The organism is Larsenimonas rhizosphaerae (genome assembly GCF_026240105.1).
Lineage (GTDB): Bacteria > Pseudomonadota > Gammaproteobacteria > Pseudomonadales > Halomonadaceae > Larsenimonas > Larsenimonas rhizosphaerae.
On record NZ_JAPIVE010000001.1, the window covers coordinates 674,677 to 692,877 of the forward strand.

Here is an 18,201-nt window from a genome sequence, read left to right on the forward strand (position 1 = left end):
ACCAAGGAGTGCATCATGTCCGACCCCCGCGCGATTTATCTCAAGGACTACCAGGTCCCGACGTATCAGATAGAGCAGACCGAGCTGCGGTTTGATCTTTCCTCCGAGGCTACCCGGGTCAGGGCACGGCTATGTGTGCAGCGCGATGATACTACCTCCGTTTCCGAGCCACTGGTGCTTGATGGTGAAGCGCTGACCCTGATCAGTGTCGCCATTGATGGTCGACCACTGGATGCTGCCGAGTATGACGCGGATGAACACTCATTGACCCTTCATGCAGTGCCCGACCGTTTCTGGCTTGAAACCGAAGTCGAGATTGCTCCTGCGAGCAATACGGCGCTGGAAGGGCTTTATCAGTCCAATGGCATGTTCTGCACGCAGTGCGAGCCGGAAGGCTTTCGTCGCATTACCTTTTATCCCGATCGTCCGGATGTCATGTCACGGTTCACGACGACCGTGATCGGTGACAGGACGACCCTGCCGGTGCTGTTGTCCAATGGCAATCCGATCGACCAGTGCGTGATTGACGATGCGCGTCATTATGTTACCTGGGAAGACCCGCACCCCAAGCCGGCCTATCTCTTTGCGCTGGTGGCCGGAAACCTGGAAAAGCGTGAAGACCACTTCACCACGGCCAGTGGGCGTGACGTGCTGCTGCAGCTTTGGGTGGAAACCCAAAACCTGAACAAGACCGAATTTGCGATGAACGCGCTCAAGCGCTCGATGCGCTGGGACGAAGAGCGCTTCGGCCGGGAATACGACCTCGACCGATTCATGATCGTGGCGGTTGATGATTTCAACATGGGGGCGATGGAAAACAAGGGGCTGAATATCTTCAACAGCTCCGCAGTACTGGCCAACCCCGAGACCACTGTAGACATGATGTTCCAGCGTATCGAAGGCATTGTGGCCCACGAATACTTTCACAACTGGTCCGGTAACCGGGTCACCTGCCGAGACTGGTTTCAGCTGGCGCTGAAGGAAGGGTTTACGGTCTTTCGTGATCAGCTCTTTTCCTCGGACGTCAATTCGGCACCGGTCAAGCGGATCGAGGATGTTGCCCTGCTTCGTACCGCCCAGTTTGCCGAAGACAGCGGCCCGACGGCTCACCCGGTGCGCCCCGATCATTTCATCGAGATTACCAACTTCTACACCCTGACCGTTTATGAGAAGGGCGCCGAAGTGGTCCGGATGCTGCGAAACCTGCTGGGCTGGGAGCAGTTCCGTCAGGGCTCTGACCTCTATTTTGACCGGTTTGATGGGCAGGCGGTTCGGGTCGAGGATTTTATCGACTGCATGGCGGAAGTCTCCGGTCAGGACCTGACCCGATTCATGCTGTGGTACGCTCAGGCCGGTACGCCGGAAGTGACGGCCACCAGCGCGTATGATGCCGATGCCCGCTGCCTGACGCTTTCTCTTTCACAGCGCACCCCCCCGACCCCCGGCCAGACCGAGAAGGAGCCACTGCAGATTCCCGTGGCCATGGGGCTGGTCGGCGCTGATGGTAAGGACCTGCCGCTGATCATGAACGGCGAGTCCCTGGGAACATCCACGGTACTGGTCATGACCGATGCCGAGCATCGGTTCGTCTTCGAGAACCTCGATGCGGCACCTGTTCCATCGCTGTTGCGCGGTTTTTCGGCGCCGGTCAAGCTGCATCACGCTCTGAGCGATGAGCAGCTGGCCTTCCTGATGCGTCATGACTCTGATGGCTTCAATCGCTGGGATGCGGGACAGCAGCTGGCGCTGAGCGAGCTGGAGCGCCTGATGGCTGCCTGGCATGCGGATGAGCCACTGGTGGTGGGTGACAGGCTGATTGATACCATGCGGGCACTGATTACCGAGCCTGCCGATGACAAGGCCGTTCTGGCTGAAATGCTGCGTCTGCCCTCGGAAGCCTTTATTGCCGAGCAGCAGGCCGAAGTACACATCGATGCCATTCATCACGCGAGGCGCGCTGCCACCAGGGCGCTGGGTGAGGCACTGTATGATGAATTTGCAGCGCTGTATGACCGGGAGCGGAGCGATGCCCCCTATTCACCCCATTTCGAGCAGATTGCCCAGCGTAGCCTCAAGAATGTGGCGCTGGGGTATCTGTGTGCTACGGGGCGGCCGGATGCTCTTGCCCTCGCTCAGGCCCAGTTCGATGACAACGCCAACATGACCGATGTGCGCGCTGCCCTGACGCAGCTGGCTCATGCAGACGATACCGCTCTGGGAGAGCCGGCAGTGCGTGCCTTCGGGGAGCGCTGGGCGCATGATCCGCTGGTCATGGATCAGTGGTTTGCTACGCAGGTGTCTCGTCCCCAGCCGGATGCCCTTGAGCGGGTCCGCTTTCTGATGGGACACGAGGCCTTTTCCATCAAGAACCCCAACCGGGTTCGTGCGCTGATCGGCACCTTTGTCAATCAGAACCTGGTCAACTTCCATCGCGAGGATGGTCAGGGTTACCGGTTGCTGGCGGATGTGGTTATTGAGCTGAACCGGCTGAATCCGGATATTGCTGCTCGCATGGTGTTGCCTCTGACGCGCTTCAGGCGGCTTGACCCGGTGCGTCGTGCCGCCATGCGTGGTGAGCTTGAACGCATTCGTGGGGAATCGTTGTCACGCAGTGTGTTTGAAGTCGTGGAGAAGGCGCTGGCGGACTGATTCCGTGCGTCGGCAATGGCGATGAAAAACGGGCGCCTCGGGCGCCCGTTTTTCATGATAATAAACCCGTGCGGTGACGCGTCGGTCTAATGCATCAGCCAGCTCAGCAGCAGAGCCCCCAGCGCCAGTCGAATGGCGCCACCGATAATGGCGCCACGCAGTAGGGCGCGCAGGGCGCCATAAAGAAACAGCAGGCCGATCACCAGTAATGCCAGACTGAAAAAGGACGGATTGATGCCGAGGGACGTGGTCAATCCCTTGAAAAAGTCATCAATGGCGCCGAAGAAGTTGTGCCATATATAGCCGACAGCCTCGACAACATGCCTCAGGGCAGTGCCCAGAGCGCCGCCGATATCGCCGAAAAAGGAAGTGTCATCCTGCATCGAGAGGGTTCTGCCATTTCAATGAAACGATGCCAAGCATACCTGCCGCTACCCTGGCCTGACCAGTCTACGGGCAGATCATGGTCTGTACCGTCGCTCAGGACACGGCCGATGTACAGCTTCGTAGCCAGGCAATTTCCTGGTCCCAGATGGCCGGATCTATGGTTTCAAGCACCATGGGGATGCCCTTGAAACGGGCGTCCTGCATGATGAAACGAAAGGCCTCTGCGCCGATTTCACCTTCTCCCAGACTGTGGTGACGGTCCTTGCGACTGCCCAGACTGACCTTTGCGTCGTTGAGGTGCATGCCCCTCAGGTATTCAAACCCCACCACGTCTGAAAACTCGGCAAAGGTCGCCTCACAGGCCCCGGCTGTGCGCAGGTCATAGCCGCCGGCAAAGGCATGACAGGTATCGATGCATACCCCCACGCGGGTCTTGTCGTCGACCTGTTCGATGATGCGGGCCAGATGTTCGAAGCGATACCCCAGATTGCTGCCCTGTCCGGCCGTATTTTCAATGACGGCGGTGACCCCCGTGGTTTGCGACAGGGCCTCATTGATCGACTCGGCAATGATATCCAGACAGTCTTCTTCACTGATCATCCGCAGATGACTGCCCGGATGAAAATTCAGCAGGGTAAGCCCGAGTTGCTCGCAGCGTTGCAGTTCGTCGAGAAAGGCTGCACGGGACTTATCCAGCTTGTCCTTTTCCGGATGGCCCAGGTTGATCAGGTAGCTGTCGTGCGGGAGGATCTGCTCCGGCGTGAAGCGATAGCGCTGGCAGGCCGCCCTGAACAGACGAATTGTTTCATCAGTCAGCGGTTTGGCCGTCCATTGCCGCTGGTTCTTGGTAAAAAGTGCAAAGGCATTGGCGCCAATTTCATGAGCCCGGGCAACGGCCTTGTCCACGCCCCCGGCAGCACTGACGTGTGCGCCTACCAGATAATCCGTCATCATGTTCTCCTGCATTGGGCAGTCAGTATACCAGGTCAGGCGGTGACTGCGTGGAGAACCGTGATAGGCTGGATCAATGGTTTGGATCAACAGGGTAGATAACATGTTCAAGCGACTATTCAGAGCCCTCTCGGGAGGGGGCGCATCGTCAACGGGCGTCGAAGGAACCCGTGCAGAACCCACCGAGTACAAGGGGTTGTGGGTGGTGCCGATTCCACAACCGGCCGGCGGTCAGTTTCGGGTCAGTGGCGAGATACTGCGTGACCCGGATGACGCCGCTCCGTATCGCTTCGAGCGGTCCGACATGGTGCCGGACCGGGAGGGCTGTATCGAGTTGACTCGCCAGAAGGCGCACAGGCTGATCGATGAGCAGGGCGAGCGACTGTTTACGTCATCACGCTGATATCACAGGTCGACCTTGTCCCTGTATTCGCACAGGTCTTCAATGGTGCAGCTGCCGCAGCGCGGCTTGCGGGCGATGCAGGTATAGCGGCCGTGCAGAATCAGCCAGTGATGTGCATCCTGTTTGAACTCGCGAGGCACGACCTTCATCAACCGGGTTTCGACCTCGTTGACGTTCTTGCCCGGCGCCAGCCCGGTCCGGTTGGATACTCGAAAGATATGCGTATCCACCGCAATTACCGGTACACCAAAGGCGGTATTGAGAATGACATTGGCGGTCTTGCGCCCGACGCCTGGCAATGCTTCAAGCGCCTGTCGGCTATCGGGCACGGCTGAGTCGTGATGGGCGATCAATTGCTCGGCCATGGCCAGCAGGTTTTTGGCCTTGTTGTTGAAAAGCCCCAGAGTGCGAATATGCTCCTTGATGCCGTCCAGCCCCAGTTCGACCATGGCCTCGGGAGTACGTGCGACCTTGAAGAGTCGAGCGGTGGCCTTGTTGACGCCGACGTCAGTGGATTGAGCAGACAGGGCAACCGCCACCAGCAGTTCGAACGGCGTCGTCCAGTCAAGTTCCGTGGTCGGCTTCGGGTTCTCGGCACGAAGCCGCTCGAAGATCCGGTATCGCTTGTCAGCGTTCATGACGTGGAGGTCTCCCGTGCATTATCCAGTGCCTGTTGTGCCCGGGCACGGTTGCTCTCTGCCTGTTTCAGCTGTTCCCGTGCCTGCTGGCATTGTTGTGGGGTGCTGCTGTCCAGATTCAAAAGGCGTTTCAGCTGACGCTGCGCCTGCTGGACACGGCTGTCGGCCGCTTTCAGGGCGAAGGTCAACGGTTTGATGGCTGCTGCTGATGACGTTTCCGGCGTGTGCTGACCTGCACGGGCAATGCGCGCCGATAACTGCTCGATGTAAGTCGCGTTACTGGCTTTCTGCGCGTGTATCTGTGCTGATGATGCGTTATCTGCTGCTGCGAGCTTGCGGGACAGCTTTCTGTCCCTGGCCTGTGCCATGGCCAGGGCGGCCTTCAGCTCGGTCACATCGTCTTCCGCCGTGGCCTGATGGGCCGCAGGGTCAAACGTTTCCGCCCGGCGTGCCTCAGGGGCCAGCCGTGACAGCTCACGGGCCAGCCGTGCTTCAGGCCCGTTCTTGCGGGCCTTGACGCGAGCAGCCTCGCGGCGGTTTCTGGCTTCATGGCGCGCCCGCGCTCTGGCTGCACGGGTATCCAGAAAGGCGTCTTCACGGCCGTTGGCCGCCGCGGCGATGAATGCAGGGTCCGGGATGATATCGATACAGTCGACCGGGCAGGGAGCAACACAGAGGTCACAGCCGGTGCACTCGGTGCTGATCACCGTATGCATCTGTTTGGCTGCGCCCAGAATGGCATCAACGGGACAGGCCTTGATGCACTTCGTACACCCGATACATTCCTCCTCGCGAATCACGGCAATGCGAGGCTGCTCTGGATCGCCCTCCAGCGGTAATTCCGGACGATCAAGCAGTGTCGACAGGCGAGCCACCGTGGTTTGTCCGCCAGGGGGGCACTTGTTGATTGCTTCCCCTTCGATGATGGCTCGGGCATAGGGCCGACAGCCCGGATGGCCACACTTGCCGCACTGGGTCTGGGGAAGTTGCAGGTCTATTTCATCAATCAGCGGTATCGCGGTACTCATGGACGCTCTTCGGGTGGCGTTTGAAAAAACTGGCCCACAGTATACGCGTCATGGGCTCAGGCTTCATTCAGGGGCCTGGTAATTCCGGTTTCCGTCAATACGCGATCACGCCCCCGGGCCTTGGCAGCATAAAGCGCCACATCGGCAGCCTTTACCAGATGTCTTACAGAACGATGACCGGTGAGACCGGAGTTGCTGATTCCAATGCTCAGGGTCAGCCAGGGAGCAGTTGGCGATGTCGGATGCGGTATATAGCGCTGCTTGAGGCGATTTTTAAGGCGTGTACCCAGAATCATGGCCTCATCGGTAGAGGTATGCGGCAGCAGGACGGAAAATTCTTCTCCCCCGGTGCGCGCCACCAGATCATTGGGGCGATTAAAGCAGCCTTTCATCAAACGGGCTACGGTGATCAGGCATTGATCCCCCTCGGGGTGACCAAAGTGGTCGTTGTAGAGTTTGAAGTGATCAATATCAATTAAAATGATGCTGACCGGGTAATATTGTGCTGGGTTCATCAGATACGTCTCCAGCATTTCATCAAACTCCCGGCGATTGAACAGTCCGGTAAGTTCATCCGTCCGGGTCTGTTTCAATAACGTACCGCTTCGGGCGCGTTCCTCATTGACAAGCTGTTGAAAATCACGGGCCAGTCCGCCCAGTTCATCACGTCGATCGGTCAGCTCGGGCGGCAGGCACATGTCATCATGAATACGGCGACGCAGGGTGCGTGTTGCTTCATGCAGGGTTCTGGTTGGCCTGAGAACCATGCTTTCCACCAACAGGCTGATAACCACCATGATTGCCAGGAACAGGGTCATCAATGCCGTGGTAATGAAGAAGAAATGACGATGACTGGCGTGAAATTCATCGCGTGGGATGCTGATGTAGATTTCCAGTAACGAGGTGTCCGGCATGGCCTCGATGTAGTGCCTTACGTCCATGACATCGTTGTTTCTGGTGATGATGGTTTCGCCCGGGGGTGGCGCCTGGCCAGGAGGGGGCGCGACGACGGTACTTGTGAACCCGGTCTGCTTCGCAGCATTTTCAAGCCATGGCGTATCGATCAGTTCGATGACGGCCAGCCAGCCACTGCGTGCTGCCTGTCCCCGGTCGGTCGGTACGATCGGACTGGTAGCGACCATGGCCGGCAGGGGCGAGGACAGCAGCCATGTTTCCAGTTTGTCTGGCTGCGTTGACAGGTGGTGCTGAAGTGCCGTGATGAAGGGCGTCGCCCATTGGCAGCCTGTTTCAAGTCCGGGGCAGGAGCCATAGCGGCTGGTGGCAGGGTCAATGCCTGTTACCCAGGCCAGGCGGTTATCGGCATCGAAATAGGCCATCATGAGATGATGCGTGTCCTGCAGCATCTCTTCACTGAAGTTCTCTTCAGGATAGTGGGGCATGTTACCGACAATAAAGTCCACTGACTGATCCCAGCTGGCCCAGTCGCGAGTATCGCCACCCAGTGCATCCAGTCTGGTATTGATGGTACTGATGAGCTGGTCCGTGGCGGCAAGGCCACGCTTTTTTTCCGCTTCCAGCAAGCCGGGCACGACAAGGTACCAGGCAAAGGCAACCTGAAGGACGATGGCCACCAACGCTGTGATGGCCAGGGCTGCCAGTAATCGATGTCTAAGGGAGTGGAGCAATGCCGATAGCCTCATCATATAATGATCAGGTCAACTATCGGCACCGCGTGGCTAAAGTATAATCAGGTGTCAGCTGACGCGCTGGCCGGGTTTGGCTCCGCTGTCAGGGCTCAGCAGATAAATGCCATCGTTGTCACCTGCAGCCAGTACCATGCCTTCGGACAAGCCAAAGCGCATCTTTCGTGGTGCCAGGTTGGCGACCATGACGGTCAGCCGGCCTTCCAGGGCTTCCGGGCTGTACTGGGACTTGATGCCCGAGAATACCGTTTTTTCCGTGCCACCAAGGTCCAGTGTCAGTTTGAGCAGCTTTTTGGCGCCTTCGACACCTTCCGCCTTTTTGATCAGCGCTATGCGCAGGTCAATCTGACTGAACGCATCAAAGTCTATTTCGCTGGAAATCGGATCTTCGTCGAGTGGCGTGGGTCGGCCGGCGGTACCGTCCTTGATTTTCTGTTCCTCGATCAATACTTCCCTGGAAGCCTCGATCATCTGGTCAATCTTCTCGCGCTCGACGCGGGTCATCAGTGGCGTGAAGCGGTTGATTGCATGGCCTTCAAGCAAGGTGGTGCGGCTGTCCCAGCTCAGGGTATCCAGACCAAGGAATTCACGCGCTCCTTCCGCCAGGGACGGTACGATCGGGGCCAGGTACACCATCAACTGCCGGAAAAGGTTGATGCCGACGGAACAGATATCGAGTACGTCCTGCGCTCTACCTTCTTCCTTTGCCAGCGCCCAGGGAGCCTTGTCGGCAATGTAGGTGTTGGCATCGTCGGCCAGCGCCATGATGCGTCGTACGGCGCGGCTGAACTCGCGTGCCTCGAAATCGGCTGCGATGGCATCGCCTTCATCGACAAACCGCTGTACCAGGTCGGGCTCTGCGGTAGTGTCAGACAGGCGGCCACCGGCCTTTTTCACGAAACCGGCGCAGCGGCTGGCAATATTGACCACCTTGCCCACGAGATCGGCATTCACTCTGGCGGCGAAGTCATCAAGGTTCAGGTCCAGGTCATCGACGCCGGAGGTCAGCTTGGCCGCGAAGTAGTAGCGGAGATATTCGGGGTTCAGGTACTCGGCATAGGTCTCGGCCTTGATGAACGTCCCGCGGGATTTGGACATCTTGGCGCCGTTGACGGTGACAAAACCATGGCAGTTGACGGCCGTGGGTGTTCGCATGCCGGCGCCTTCCAGCATTGCCGGCCAGAAAAGAGCGTGGAAATAGACAATGTCCTTGCCGATGAAGTGATAGACCTCGGCGTCGGAATCCTTCTGCCAGTAACTGTCGAAATCGATGCCTTCGCGCTCGCACAGGTTCTGGAAGCTGGCCAGATACCCGATCGGGGCATCAAGCCAGACATAAAAGTACTTGCCGGGCGCGTCGGGGATTTCAAACCCGAAATAGGGCGCATCCCTGGAAATGTCCCACTGATTCAAACCGGACTCGAACCACTCCTGCAGCTTGTTGGCGATCTGGGGCTGGAGGTGATCGGAGCGGGTCCACTCCTGCAGGAACGTGGCGAAGCGGGGCAGATCAAAGAAGTAATGGGTCGAGCTTTTGACGACCGGCGTCGCACCGGAAATGGCTGATACCGGGTTGATCAGCTCGGCGGGTGTATAGGCGGCTCCACAGGCTTCACAGTTATCCCCGTACTGATCATCGGCGTGGCATTTCGGGCAGGTGCCCTTGATGAAACGATCAGCCAGAAACATTTCCCGTTCGGGATCGAACATCTGTTCGATGTCGCGGGTCTGAATATAGCCGGCGTTGTCCAGCGCCTTGTAAATCCGCTCGCTGTGAGCGCGATTTTCGGCAGAATGGGTAGAATAATAGTTGTCGAAGTTGACGTTGAACCGTGCAAAATCGGCCTGGTGCTCGGCATTGACGCGGTCAATCAGTGCCTGGGGTGTAATGCCTTCCTGTTCGGCGCGCAGCATGATGGCTGTGCCATGGGCATCGTCGGCGCAGACGTAGCGGCAATCGTTGCCGCGACTTTTCTGGAAACGTACCCAGATATCGGTCTGAATGTATTCGAGCAGGTGGCCCAGGTGGATGGAACCATTGGCATAGGGCAGGGCGCTGGTTACCAGAATCTTTCGCGCAGTCATGAGGCCTCGATGACGTCAACAGGATATAGAAGCAGATGCCGTGGGCGTCTGCCACGATGAATGCCCATGATTCTAGCGTGTTGATGCCCGTAGCGTAAGGTGAACGGCCATCAACCCGCATGGGCAGAACAGGAGAGCAGCATGTTTGATGCCATACAGCAGTTTTTTGACCGCATGATGTCCGACGATGATCAGCGGCGTAATCAGATCTCGGTCGAGCTTGCCAGTGCGGCGATTCTTTGTGAGGTCATGCGGGCTGATCAGACCGTAGCGCCGGAGGAAGTAGAGGTGATGAAGGCTGCACTGGTGCGTCAGTTCAACCTTTCAGCCCCGGATGTCAATGAGTTGATGACGCTGGCGCGTCAGGAAACGGATGCCGCGGTGGATCACTATCAGTTCGTGCGGCTGCTCAACGACCAGCTTCCCCAGGAGGATCGATTCCACCTTTTGTGCGCCATGTGGCAGATTGCCTGGGCAGATGGGGAGCTGGCACCGCTTGAAGAGGCCCGTATTCGCAAGCTGGCCGACTTGCTGTTTTTAAGCCACAGCGACTTCATTCGGGCCAAGGTTCAGGTGCAGTCGCAGCGTGACGCCGCTGGATGATAGTGCCGGGCTGTTGCCGTGTGCTTGTCGTCGGTGCCGCGTTATACTCGTCGGCCACGGACGTTGTATCGCGAGCGCGAGCGTTGCACTGAATTGAATGTTGCGGCAGGGAGAAGGGTATGACAGGCACTATTACGCACATTGTGGCAGTGGCTTCCGGCAAGGGAGGCGTTGGCAAGTCTACCGTGACGGCCAATCTGGCTCTGGCGATGGCGGCAAGGGGCAAGCGTGTCGGCGTGCTGGATGCCGATATCTATGGTCCGAGTCAGGCGCAGATGATGGGCATTGCGCCAGGAACACGTCCGAAGATTGTTGATGAGAAGACCATGCTGCCACTTGAGGCGCATGGCATGAAGATCATGTCGATGGCTTTTTTGACGGATATAGAGACCGCCATGGCCTGGCGAGGGCCGATGGTGTCAGGCGCCTTCCAGCAGCTGCTTGATCAGACCCGATGGGGAGAGCTGGATTATCTCTTCATTGACATGCCACCAGGTACCGGTGATATCCAGCTGACACTGGCACAGAAGGTGCCGGTCGCCGGTGCGGTGATCGTCACGACACCGCAGGATATTGCGTTGCTGGACGCCCGTCGTGGTATCGAAATGTTCCGCAAGGTCAAGGTACCGGTCCTTGGCGTGATCGAGAACATGAGTACCCACGTCTGCTCGCAGTGCGGTCATGAAGAGGCCGTATTCGGTGACGGAGGCGGCGAGCGCATCGCGGCGCAGTATGATACCCGCCTGCTGGGTCAGCTTCCGTTGACGATGTCCATACGCGAGCAGGTGGATGGCGGTCGACCAACGGTGGTTGCCGCACCTGACAGTGATATCGCGACTACCTTTGCCAGAATGGCCGGTGAGGTGGATGAGTCACTGGGTGCCCGGGTTGCATCGACGGGCCCTTCGATCAGTTTTGAATAGTTACTGCCTACAATGATTGACACAGGGCCATTTGCAGGTGGTCCTGCCTACCAAGGATAAAGCCAGTTCATGAGTATCAAGTCGGATAAGTGGATTCGCCGCATGGCCGAGCAGGAGGGCATGATCGAGCCGTTCGAGTATGATCAGGTCCGTCAGGAAGAGGGGCGACGGGTCATCTCCTATGGCACTTCCAGCTATGGTTACGACGTGCGCTGTTCGGATGAGTTCAAGGTATTTACCAACATCCACTCGGCAACGGTTGATCCCAAGAATTTTGATGAGAACAGCTTTGTTGATGTGAAGGGGGATGTCTGCGTTATACCGCCCAACTCCTTCGCACTGGCGCGCACCGTGGAGTATTTTCGAATCCCGCGGAGTGTGTTGACCATCTGTCTTGGCAAGTCGACCTATGCGCGCTGCGGCATTATCGTGAATGTCACGCCGCTGGAGCCCGAGTGGGAGGGACATGTGACGCTCGAGTTTTCCAACACCACCACTCTGCCGGCCAAGATCTACGCCAATGAGGGCGTGGCACAGATGCTGTTTCTGGAATCGGATGAGCCCTGTGATGTGTCCTACAAGGACCGGGGTGGCAAGTACATGGGGCAGCGAGGCGTTACGTTGCCGCGTACCTGAGCAGTTTGAGCCTGATATTGAAAAAGCCCGGGATGTTCCCGGGCTTTTTCATGTCCTGCTGCTGCATCAGGGAATGGCGGTCAGAACCAGCTTGCCGATGGCATGGCCATCGTCAAGTCGCTGATGGGTCTGTGCCAGGTTATCCGGTGTCAGGGGGCCCATGATCTCATTGAGTGTGGTACGAACACTGCCGGCATCCACCAGCCCGGCCAGTCGCGCAAGAGTCTGTCCCTGTCGTTCAGGCCGGAAGGCATACATGCTGCGCGTGAACATGAACTCCCAGTGCAGGCTGACGGATTTGGACTGGAGGTCCGTAATGTTGGGTGCATCACCGGTTTCCACAATTGCCACGATGCCGCCAAACGGGGCAATCAGATGAGCCATGTTGTTCCAGTGCGCATTCAGGTCATGGCAGCAGAAGATATAATCCACCTGGTCAATGCCCTGTGATGCCAGGTCATTGACCAGGTCGTGGTGGTTGACCACGTGATGTGCGCCAAGGCTTTCACACCACTGGCGTGACATGTCCCTTGATGCAGTAGCGATAACCTCGATGCCGGTCAGGGCGCGCGCCAGTTGAATGGCAATCGAACCAACACCGCCAGCGCCATTGATGATCAGCAGGCGTTCACCCTGGTGTGCCTGGCTGCCTTCATCAAGGCGCAGCTTGTCAAACAGGCCCTCCCATGCCGTCAGGGCCGTCAGGGGCAGGGCAGCGGCTTCCTCGGGTTCCAGACTGTCAGGCGCGCCGGCTACCAGCCGATGGTCAATGCACTGATACTCGCTGTTGCAGCCTGGCCGGGTAACATCGCCGGCGTAGTACACCCGATCGCCGTTTTTGAATCCTTGAACGTCAGGGCCCACTGCGCTGACCTGCCCGCAGGCATCCCAGCCCAGAGTGATGGGCGAATCGATCGGCTTGAGGTGGCCTGCACGTACCTTGGTATCGACCGGGTTGACCGAAACCGCTTCAATGCGTACCTGCAACTCGCCAGGTCCCGGGTGGGGCGTTTCCAGCTCTGAGATGCTGAAACTGTCCGGAGTGGGGCGTTCTGATCCGGTGGTGGTCACTGCTTTCATGAGAGGGTCCTGTACTGGTTTTTCCATGGGCTACAGCATAGATGGGAACATCCATGAATGCATGGCTGCTTCCTGTCTCATGGCGTACAGAAAAAGCTCGGGCCATTGACCGGGGTGCGTGGCGCACGGAAATGGGCGTTGAGCTCAGGCAGTATTTCATGCAGGAAGCGCAGGAAAAGCTCGGTCACCGGTGTCGGGTAACGATCGCGCGGGTAGACGGTGCACCAGGAGCGGCGTAGCGGGAACCCTGAAATATCCGGCGAAGCCAGCAGGCCGGAGGCCAGTTCGAGCGACACGGATAGCCTGGGAAGTACCGCCACCCCCAGATGCGCCATGACGCCCTGTTTGATGGCTTCGTTGGAACCCAGTTCGAGCGTGTGCAGAAGCGAGGTGCGCTCCCGGGTAATGAACTCCTCGAAGGCGGTACGGGTACCGGAGCCAGGTTCACGCATCAGTACAAAATAGCGGGTGAAATCCTCCAGCGTCGGCCGCTCGCTGGTCATCAGAGGGTGGCCCGGCCAGACGATGGGAATCATTTCGTTATCGAGAATCGGCATGAAGGTCAGATTACGGTCATCCGGCACCATGCCCATGATGACAAGGTCGTCACGCCGCTCGGCCAGCCGTTCAAGCGCCTGACCTCGGTTCACGACGCGAAGCCGAATCTGAACCTCGGGGTAGCGGGCGCGAAAGCGAGCCAGAATATGGGGTACGACATACTGGGCCGTACTGACAGCGGCAATATTCAGCTCGCCACGAATCTTGCCTGCCAGTTCGGAGAGTTCCATCTGAAGGCTTGATACTTCGCCGAAGATTGCACTGACGGAGGCTGCCAGCGCATCGGCAGCGGGCAGGATATGCAATGTCTTGCCGGCATACTTGAACAGTGACTGCTCAAGGGCCTGTTCAAGTTGGCGAATCTGAGCACTGACCGCGGGTTGCGTCAGCCCGAGTTGCTCGGCTGCACGCGAGTAGGACTGTTGGCGGTGAACTGCCTGAAATACCTGAAGCTGGCGAAAGGTCAGCCTGTTCAATAAGTTAACGCGGGACATGACGACCCCTGCCGTTGAGGTATAAGCAATACATTATAGTCTGGCAAAAAAATATCAACTTTGATATTGGTTGAACCTTCTCTAAGGTGGCTTGACATGGCCGGTGCCGGGTCAGCGTGCCTCTTGGCATGTATGACAGTGCACAATAATAACCTTCGGAGAGCCGCCAGAATGTTCAAGAAGATATTGATTGCCAATCGCGGTGAGATTGCTGTGCGCATTGTACGCACTTGCGCTGAAATGGGCATCCTTAGTGTGGCAATCTTTACCGACCCTGACCGATTTTCCCTGCATGTGAAACGGGCTGACGAGGCGCATTTCATCGGTGATGATGCCCTTGCAGGCTATCTTGATCCGAGGCGCATTGTGGATCTGGCACGTGAAGCCGGCTGCGATGCGATTCACCCGGGGTATGGCTTTTTGTCAGAAAATGATGAATTCGCCCGTATCTGCCATCAGGCCGGCATTGCCTTTATCGGCCCAGCCTCGGAAGTCATCGCCGGGATGGGCAACAAGACACATGCACGTGCTTCGATGATCAAGGCTGGCGTGCCTGTGACACCGGGCTCGGAAGGGAACCTTGCCAACAAGCAGGAGGCTCTGACACTGGCCGAGGAGATCGGTTACCCGATCATGCTCAAGGCCACCTCCGGCGGTGGCGGACGCGGCATCCGGCGCTGCGATAGTGCTGATCAGCTCGACCAGGCCTGGGATCGGGTTATTTCAGAAGCGACCAAGGCATTTGGCAGCGCAGATGTATTCATGGAGAAGTGTGTTGTCGATCCGCTTCACATTGAAGTGCAGATTCTGGCTGACAGCCACGGTAACGTGATTCACCTGTTCGAGCGGGACTGCTCGATCCAGCGCCGTAACCAGAAGCTTATCGAAGTAGCCCCCAGCCCGCAGCTGACGCCCGAGCAGCGTACCTACGTCGGTGAGCAGGCAGTCAAGGCGGCGAGAGCGGTAGGGTACGAAAACGCCGGTACGGTCGAATTTCTGGTGCGCGACAACGAAGTGTATTTCATGGAAATGAATACGCGAGTACAGGTCGAGCACACGATCACCGAGGAAATTACCGGTGTGGACATCGTACGTGAGCAGATCCGCATCGCCGCAGGCATGAAGCTGACCTATCGCCAGGAAGATATCATGCTGCATGGGTTTGCCATGCAGTTTCGCATCAATGCCGAAGATCCCAAAAACGACTTCCTGCCGACCTTCGGGCGTATTACCCGTTATTACGCTCCCGGTGGTCCTGGGGTGCGTGTCGATACCGCGATCTATACCGGCTATGACATTCCTCCCTACTTTGACTCCATGTGTCTGAAGCTGGTGGTCTGGGCCATGACCTGGGATGACGTGCTGGAGCGAGGCATTCGGGCCCTGAATGATATGCGGGTACAGGGGGTCAAGACGACCGCACCCTATTATCAGGAAATCCTGCGTCATCCGGAGTTTCGTGCTCGCCGGTTCAATACCGGATTTGTCCCGGCGCATCCAGAGCTTTTGAATTATTCCGAGAAGCGTCATCCCGAAGGGGTGGCACTGGCGATTGCCGCCGCCATTGCTGCCCATGCCGGGCTGTGATGGTGTGTCGAAGATTACTACAACGATAATTGTCTGATCAGGAGTAACCCCATGAGTTCAACCGTCCATATCACCGATGTGGTTCTGCGTGATGGCCATCAGTCCCTGATTGCTACCCGGATGCGTACCGAAGACATGCTGCCGATCTGTGACCGGCTGGACCGCATCGGCTACAACGCGCTGGAAGTGTGGGGGGGCGCCACCTTTGATGCCTGCGTACGGTTTCTGAAGGAAGATCCCTGGGCACGTCTTGCAGCTCTCAAGGATGCCTTGCCGAATACCCCGCTGCAGATGTTGCTGCGCGGTCAGAATCTACTGGGCTATCGTCATTACGCCGATGACGTGGTGAAGGCCTTCGTTGAGCGCTCGGCGGCCAACGGCATTGATATCTTCCGCGTATTCGATGCGCTGAATGATCTGCGTAACCTTGAAACCGCCATGAAGGCAGTCAAGGATGCCGGCAAGCATGCGCAGGGCACTATCTGTTATACGGTCAGCCCGGTGCATACCGTGGATCTGTACCTGCAGCAGGCGCGCGATCTGGTCAACATGGGCGCAGATTCCATCGCGATCAAGGACATGGCCGGGCTCCTGACTCCTTACGCAACCCATGATCTGGTCAAGGCGCTGGTGGATGCTGTCGACGTGCCGATTCACCTTCATGGTCACTCGACTGCCGGGCTTGCTTCCCAGTGTCAGATCAAGGCCGTGGAAGCAGGCTGTCGTCATCTGGATACCTGTATCTCGGCCTTTGCAGGGGGCACCAGCCATCCCGCCACCGAGTCAATGGTGGCCTCCTTCAAGGGCACCGAGTTCGATACCGGGCTGGATCTCGAGTCGCTCAAGGAAGTCGGCGATTACTTCCGCGAAGTGCGTAAAAAGTATGCCGGCTTTGAAAGTGAGTTTACCCGGGAAGATGTATCGGTTCAGATCAATCAGGTACCGGGCGGCATGATGTCGAACCTGGCCAGCCAGATGAAAGAGCAGAATGCCCTGTCACGCATTCATGACGTGTTTGCCGAAATTCCCCATGTGCGCAAGGACCTCGGTTATCCGCCGCTGGTGACACCGACGTCCCAGATTGTCGGTACCCAGGCCGTGATGAACGTACTGAGCGGCGAGCGCTACAAGACCATCACCAACGAAGTGAAGCGTTATCTGCAGGGTGGCTATGGTCAGGCGCCTGCCGAAGTGGATCCTGCCCTGCTGAAGCAGGCCATCGGGAATGCACCGGTAGAAGAAGGGCGTCCGGCTGATCTGCTGTCGCCGGAAATGGCGCGGCTGGAAGAAGCCAGTGCCGAGTGGGCCGAAAGTGCCGAAGATGTACTGACCTACGCCATGTTCCCGGATCTGGGGGAGCAGTTCCTCAAGGACCGTCGTAACGGCACGCTGGTGCCCGAAGCGATCCCCGGAACGTCTGCCACGGATCGGCCTGTCAGTGAAGGCGTGCCCACCGAGTTCGTGATCGATGTGCACGGCGAGTCCTATGAAGTGCAGATCACGGGGGTGGGCAGTGCCGATGGCAGCAAGCGTCGCATTTACATGACGCTGGACGGCATGCCTGAAGAGGTGGTTTTCGATGCACGTGGTGAGTATGTCCGTGACGAGTCGGGATCCGGCCGGCTTCAGGCCAGTGCGCCAGGCCATGTCACCACCTCGATGCCCGGCAATATCGTTGATGTGCTGGTCAGTGTCGGAGACAGCGTCAAGGAGGGGCAGGCCGTACTGGTTTCCGAAGCCATGAAGATGGAGACTGAAATTCAGGCGCGGGTGGCTGGAACGGTCAAGGCCATTCATGTTGGCAAGGGTGATCGGGTTGTTCCGGGTGAAGTGCTGGTCGAGATCGAGTAGGATCAACGCCATATTCAAGACAGAGCGGGAGGGGTGATGGAGCATGATTGGGTGACGTTCGCCAGGCAATTGCGCTCCATTGCCCAGACCGGACAGACCTATACCACCAATCACTTCGAGCTGGAGCGGTATCGCCAGCTCGAAGTATTGACCAACCAGATGTTCGCCGTGCTGGCAGATGTGCCGGTCAGCCGGGTAGAGAATTTCATTATTCCCGATGCCGGTTACGCGACCCCGAAGGTAGACGTGCGGGGCGCCGTGTTTCGGGAAGGAAAAATACTGCTGGTGCAGGAGCATCGGGATGGTCGCTGGGCTCTACCCGGGGGATGGGCTGATGTCTGTGAAGGGCCTTCCGAGGGGGTGATTCGCGAGATCTTCGAAGAGGCCGGACACGAAGCCATCAATCCGCGCCTGGTCATGCTGAAGGATCGCAGTATGCACCCCTATGCCTACCCCACGCCGGATCATGTCTACAAGCTGTTTTATCTCTGTGATCACGTGGGTGGCGAATTCGTACCCAATACCGAAACCGATGATGCCCGTTTTTTTGCACTGGATGACTTGCCGCCATTATCGCTGGGACGAACCATTGCTGAAGATATCCATCAGTGCTGGGCCTTTGCCACGGGCGAGGTGACCACAGTGAGCTCTGATTGATTGCGAG

General features: G+C 57.9%; 16 protein-coding genes. 8 read left to right on the forward strand and 8 right to left on the reverse strand.

The genetic code is table 11. The annotated features are described in order from the left end of the window. Positions 1-15: 15 nt before the first annotated feature. On the forward strand, positions 16-2,649 hold the full coding sequence (gene pepN / locus OQ287_RS03140) for an aminopeptidase N (protein WP_265895553.1): 2,634 nt from the start codon (positions 16-18) through the stop codon (positions 2,647-2,649). A gap of 86 nt (positions 2,650-2,735) precedes the next feature. Here the strand turns inward: pepN and OQ287_RS03145 are convergent, their stop codons facing one another. Further along, the gene (locus OQ287_RS03145) at positions 2,736-3,032 is read right to left on the reverse strand and encodes a hypothetical protein (protein WP_250936558.1); all 297 of its coding nucleotides are present in this window, start codon (positions 3,030-3,032) and stop codon (positions 2,736-2,738) included. Positions 3,033-3,129: 97 nt separating this feature from the next. Further along, positions 3,130-3,990 carry a deoxyribonuclease IV gene (gene nfo, locus OQ287_RS03150; RefSeq protein ID WP_407658217.1) on the reverse strand — a complete coding sequence of 287 codons (861 nt, stop codon included), beginning with the start codon at positions 3,988-3,990 and terminating at the stop codon, positions 3,130-3,132. Between the two features lie 100 nt (positions 3,991-4,090). Between nfo and OQ287_RS03155 the strand changes: the two genes are divergently transcribed. Continuing rightward, positions 4,091-4,390, forward strand: a complete 300-nt coding sequence (locus OQ287_RS03155; protein WP_265895554.1) for an HlyU family transcriptional regulator — start codon at positions 4,091-4,093, stop codon at positions 4,388-4,390. A 2-nt stretch (positions 4,391-4,392) separates the two neighbouring features. On the opposite strand, the gene nth is transcribed toward OQ287_RS03155, so the two are convergent. From nth to metG, 4 genes are read right to left on the reverse strand one after another with little or no spacing between them, the layout of a single operon-like run. Next, positions 4,393-5,028, reverse strand: a complete 636-nt coding sequence (gene nth / locus OQ287_RS03160; RefSeq protein WP_265895555.1) for an endonuclease III — start codon at positions 5,026-5,028, stop codon at positions 4,393-4,395. Continuing rightward, positions 5,025-6,056: an RnfABCDGE type electron transport complex subunit B gene (locus tag OQ287_RS03165; protein ID WP_407658218.1), complete on the reverse strand. Its 1,032-nt coding sequence runs from the start codon at positions 6,054-6,056 to the stop codon at positions 5,025-5,027. Before OQ287_RS03165 ends, nth begins: the two co-directional genes overlap by 4 nt. A gap of 56 nt (positions 6,057-6,112) precedes the next feature. Then, positions 6,113-7,720: a diguanylate cyclase domain-containing protein gene (locus OQ287_RS03170; protein WP_265895556.1), complete on the reverse strand. Its 1,608-nt coding sequence runs from the start codon at positions 7,718-7,720 to the stop codon at positions 6,113-6,115. Positions 7,721-7,771: 51 nt separating this feature from the next. Next, a complete protein-coding gene (metG, locus tag OQ287_RS03175; RefSeq protein ID WP_265895557.1) occupies positions 7,772-9,805 on the reverse strand; it encodes a methionine--tRNA ligase in 2,034 nt (677 codons plus the stop codon). A gap of 141 nt (positions 9,806-9,946) precedes the next feature. Here metG and OQ287_RS03180 point away from each other — a divergent pair, with 141 nt between their 5' ends. The 3 genes from OQ287_RS03180 to dcd all read left to right on the forward strand — a co-directional run bounded on the left by OQ287_RS03180 (position 9,947) and on the right by dcd (position 11,967). Further along, entirely contained in the window at positions 9,947-10,408 is a 462-nt protein-coding gene (locus OQ287_RS03180; RefSeq protein ID WP_265895558.1) for a tellurite resistance TerB family protein, read from the forward strand. Positions 10,409-10,527: 119 nt separating this feature from the next. Further along, positions 10,528-11,331 carry an iron-sulfur cluster carrier protein ApbC gene (gene apbC, locus OQ287_RS03185; protein ID WP_250936565.1) on the forward strand — a complete coding sequence of 268 codons (804 nt, stop codon included), beginning with the start codon at positions 10,528-10,530 and terminating at the stop codon, positions 11,329-11,331. 69 nt (positions 11,332-11,400) lie between these two features. Further along, positions 11,401-11,967 (forward strand): dCTP deaminase, encoded by a 567-nt coding sequence (dcd, locus tag OQ287_RS03190; RefSeq protein ID WP_250936566.1) that lies wholly within the window; start codon positions 11,401-11,403, stop codon positions 11,965-11,967. Between the two features lie 66 nt (positions 11,968-12,033). On the opposite strand, the gene OQ287_RS03195 is transcribed toward dcd, so the two are convergent. Together OQ287_RS03195 and OQ287_RS03200 are read right to left on the reverse strand one after the other, a co-directional pair. Next, the gene (locus OQ287_RS03195) at positions 12,034-13,047 is read right to left on the reverse strand and encodes a zinc-binding alcohol dehydrogenase family protein (protein ID WP_265895559.1); all 1,014 of its coding nucleotides are present in this window, start codon (positions 13,045-13,047) and stop codon (positions 12,034-12,036) included. 77 nt (positions 13,048-13,124) lie between these two features. Then, positions 13,125-14,099: a LysR family transcriptional regulator gene (locus tag OQ287_RS03200; RefSeq protein ID WP_250936568.1), complete on the reverse strand. Its 975-nt coding sequence runs from the start codon at positions 14,097-14,099 to the stop codon at positions 13,125-13,127. Positions 14,100-14,270: 171 nt separating this feature from the next. Between OQ287_RS03200 and OQ287_RS03205 the strand changes: the two genes are divergently transcribed. From OQ287_RS03205 to OQ287_RS03215, 3 genes are read left to right on the forward strand one after another with little or no spacing between them, the layout of a single operon-like run. Continuing rightward, positions 14,271-15,686: an acetyl-CoA carboxylase biotin carboxylase subunit gene (locus tag OQ287_RS03205; protein ID WP_250936569.1), complete on the forward strand. Its 1,416-nt coding sequence runs from the start codon at positions 14,271-14,273 to the stop codon at positions 15,684-15,686. Positions 15,687-15,737: 51 nt separating this feature from the next. Beyond that, positions 15,738-17,537, forward strand: coding sequence for a sodium-extruding oxaloacetate decarboxylase subunit alpha (oadA, locus tag OQ287_RS03210; RefSeq protein ID WP_250936570.1), 1,800 nt, complete (start codon positions 15,738-15,740; stop codon positions 17,535-17,537). A 36-nt stretch (positions 17,538-17,573) separates the two neighbouring features. Beyond that, complete coding sequence (locus OQ287_RS03215; protein WP_265895560.1) at positions 17,574-18,194, forward strand: NUDIX hydrolase; 621 nt, start codon at positions 17,574-17,576, stop codon at positions 18,192-18,194. Positions 18,195-18,201: the final 7 nt, after the last annotated feature.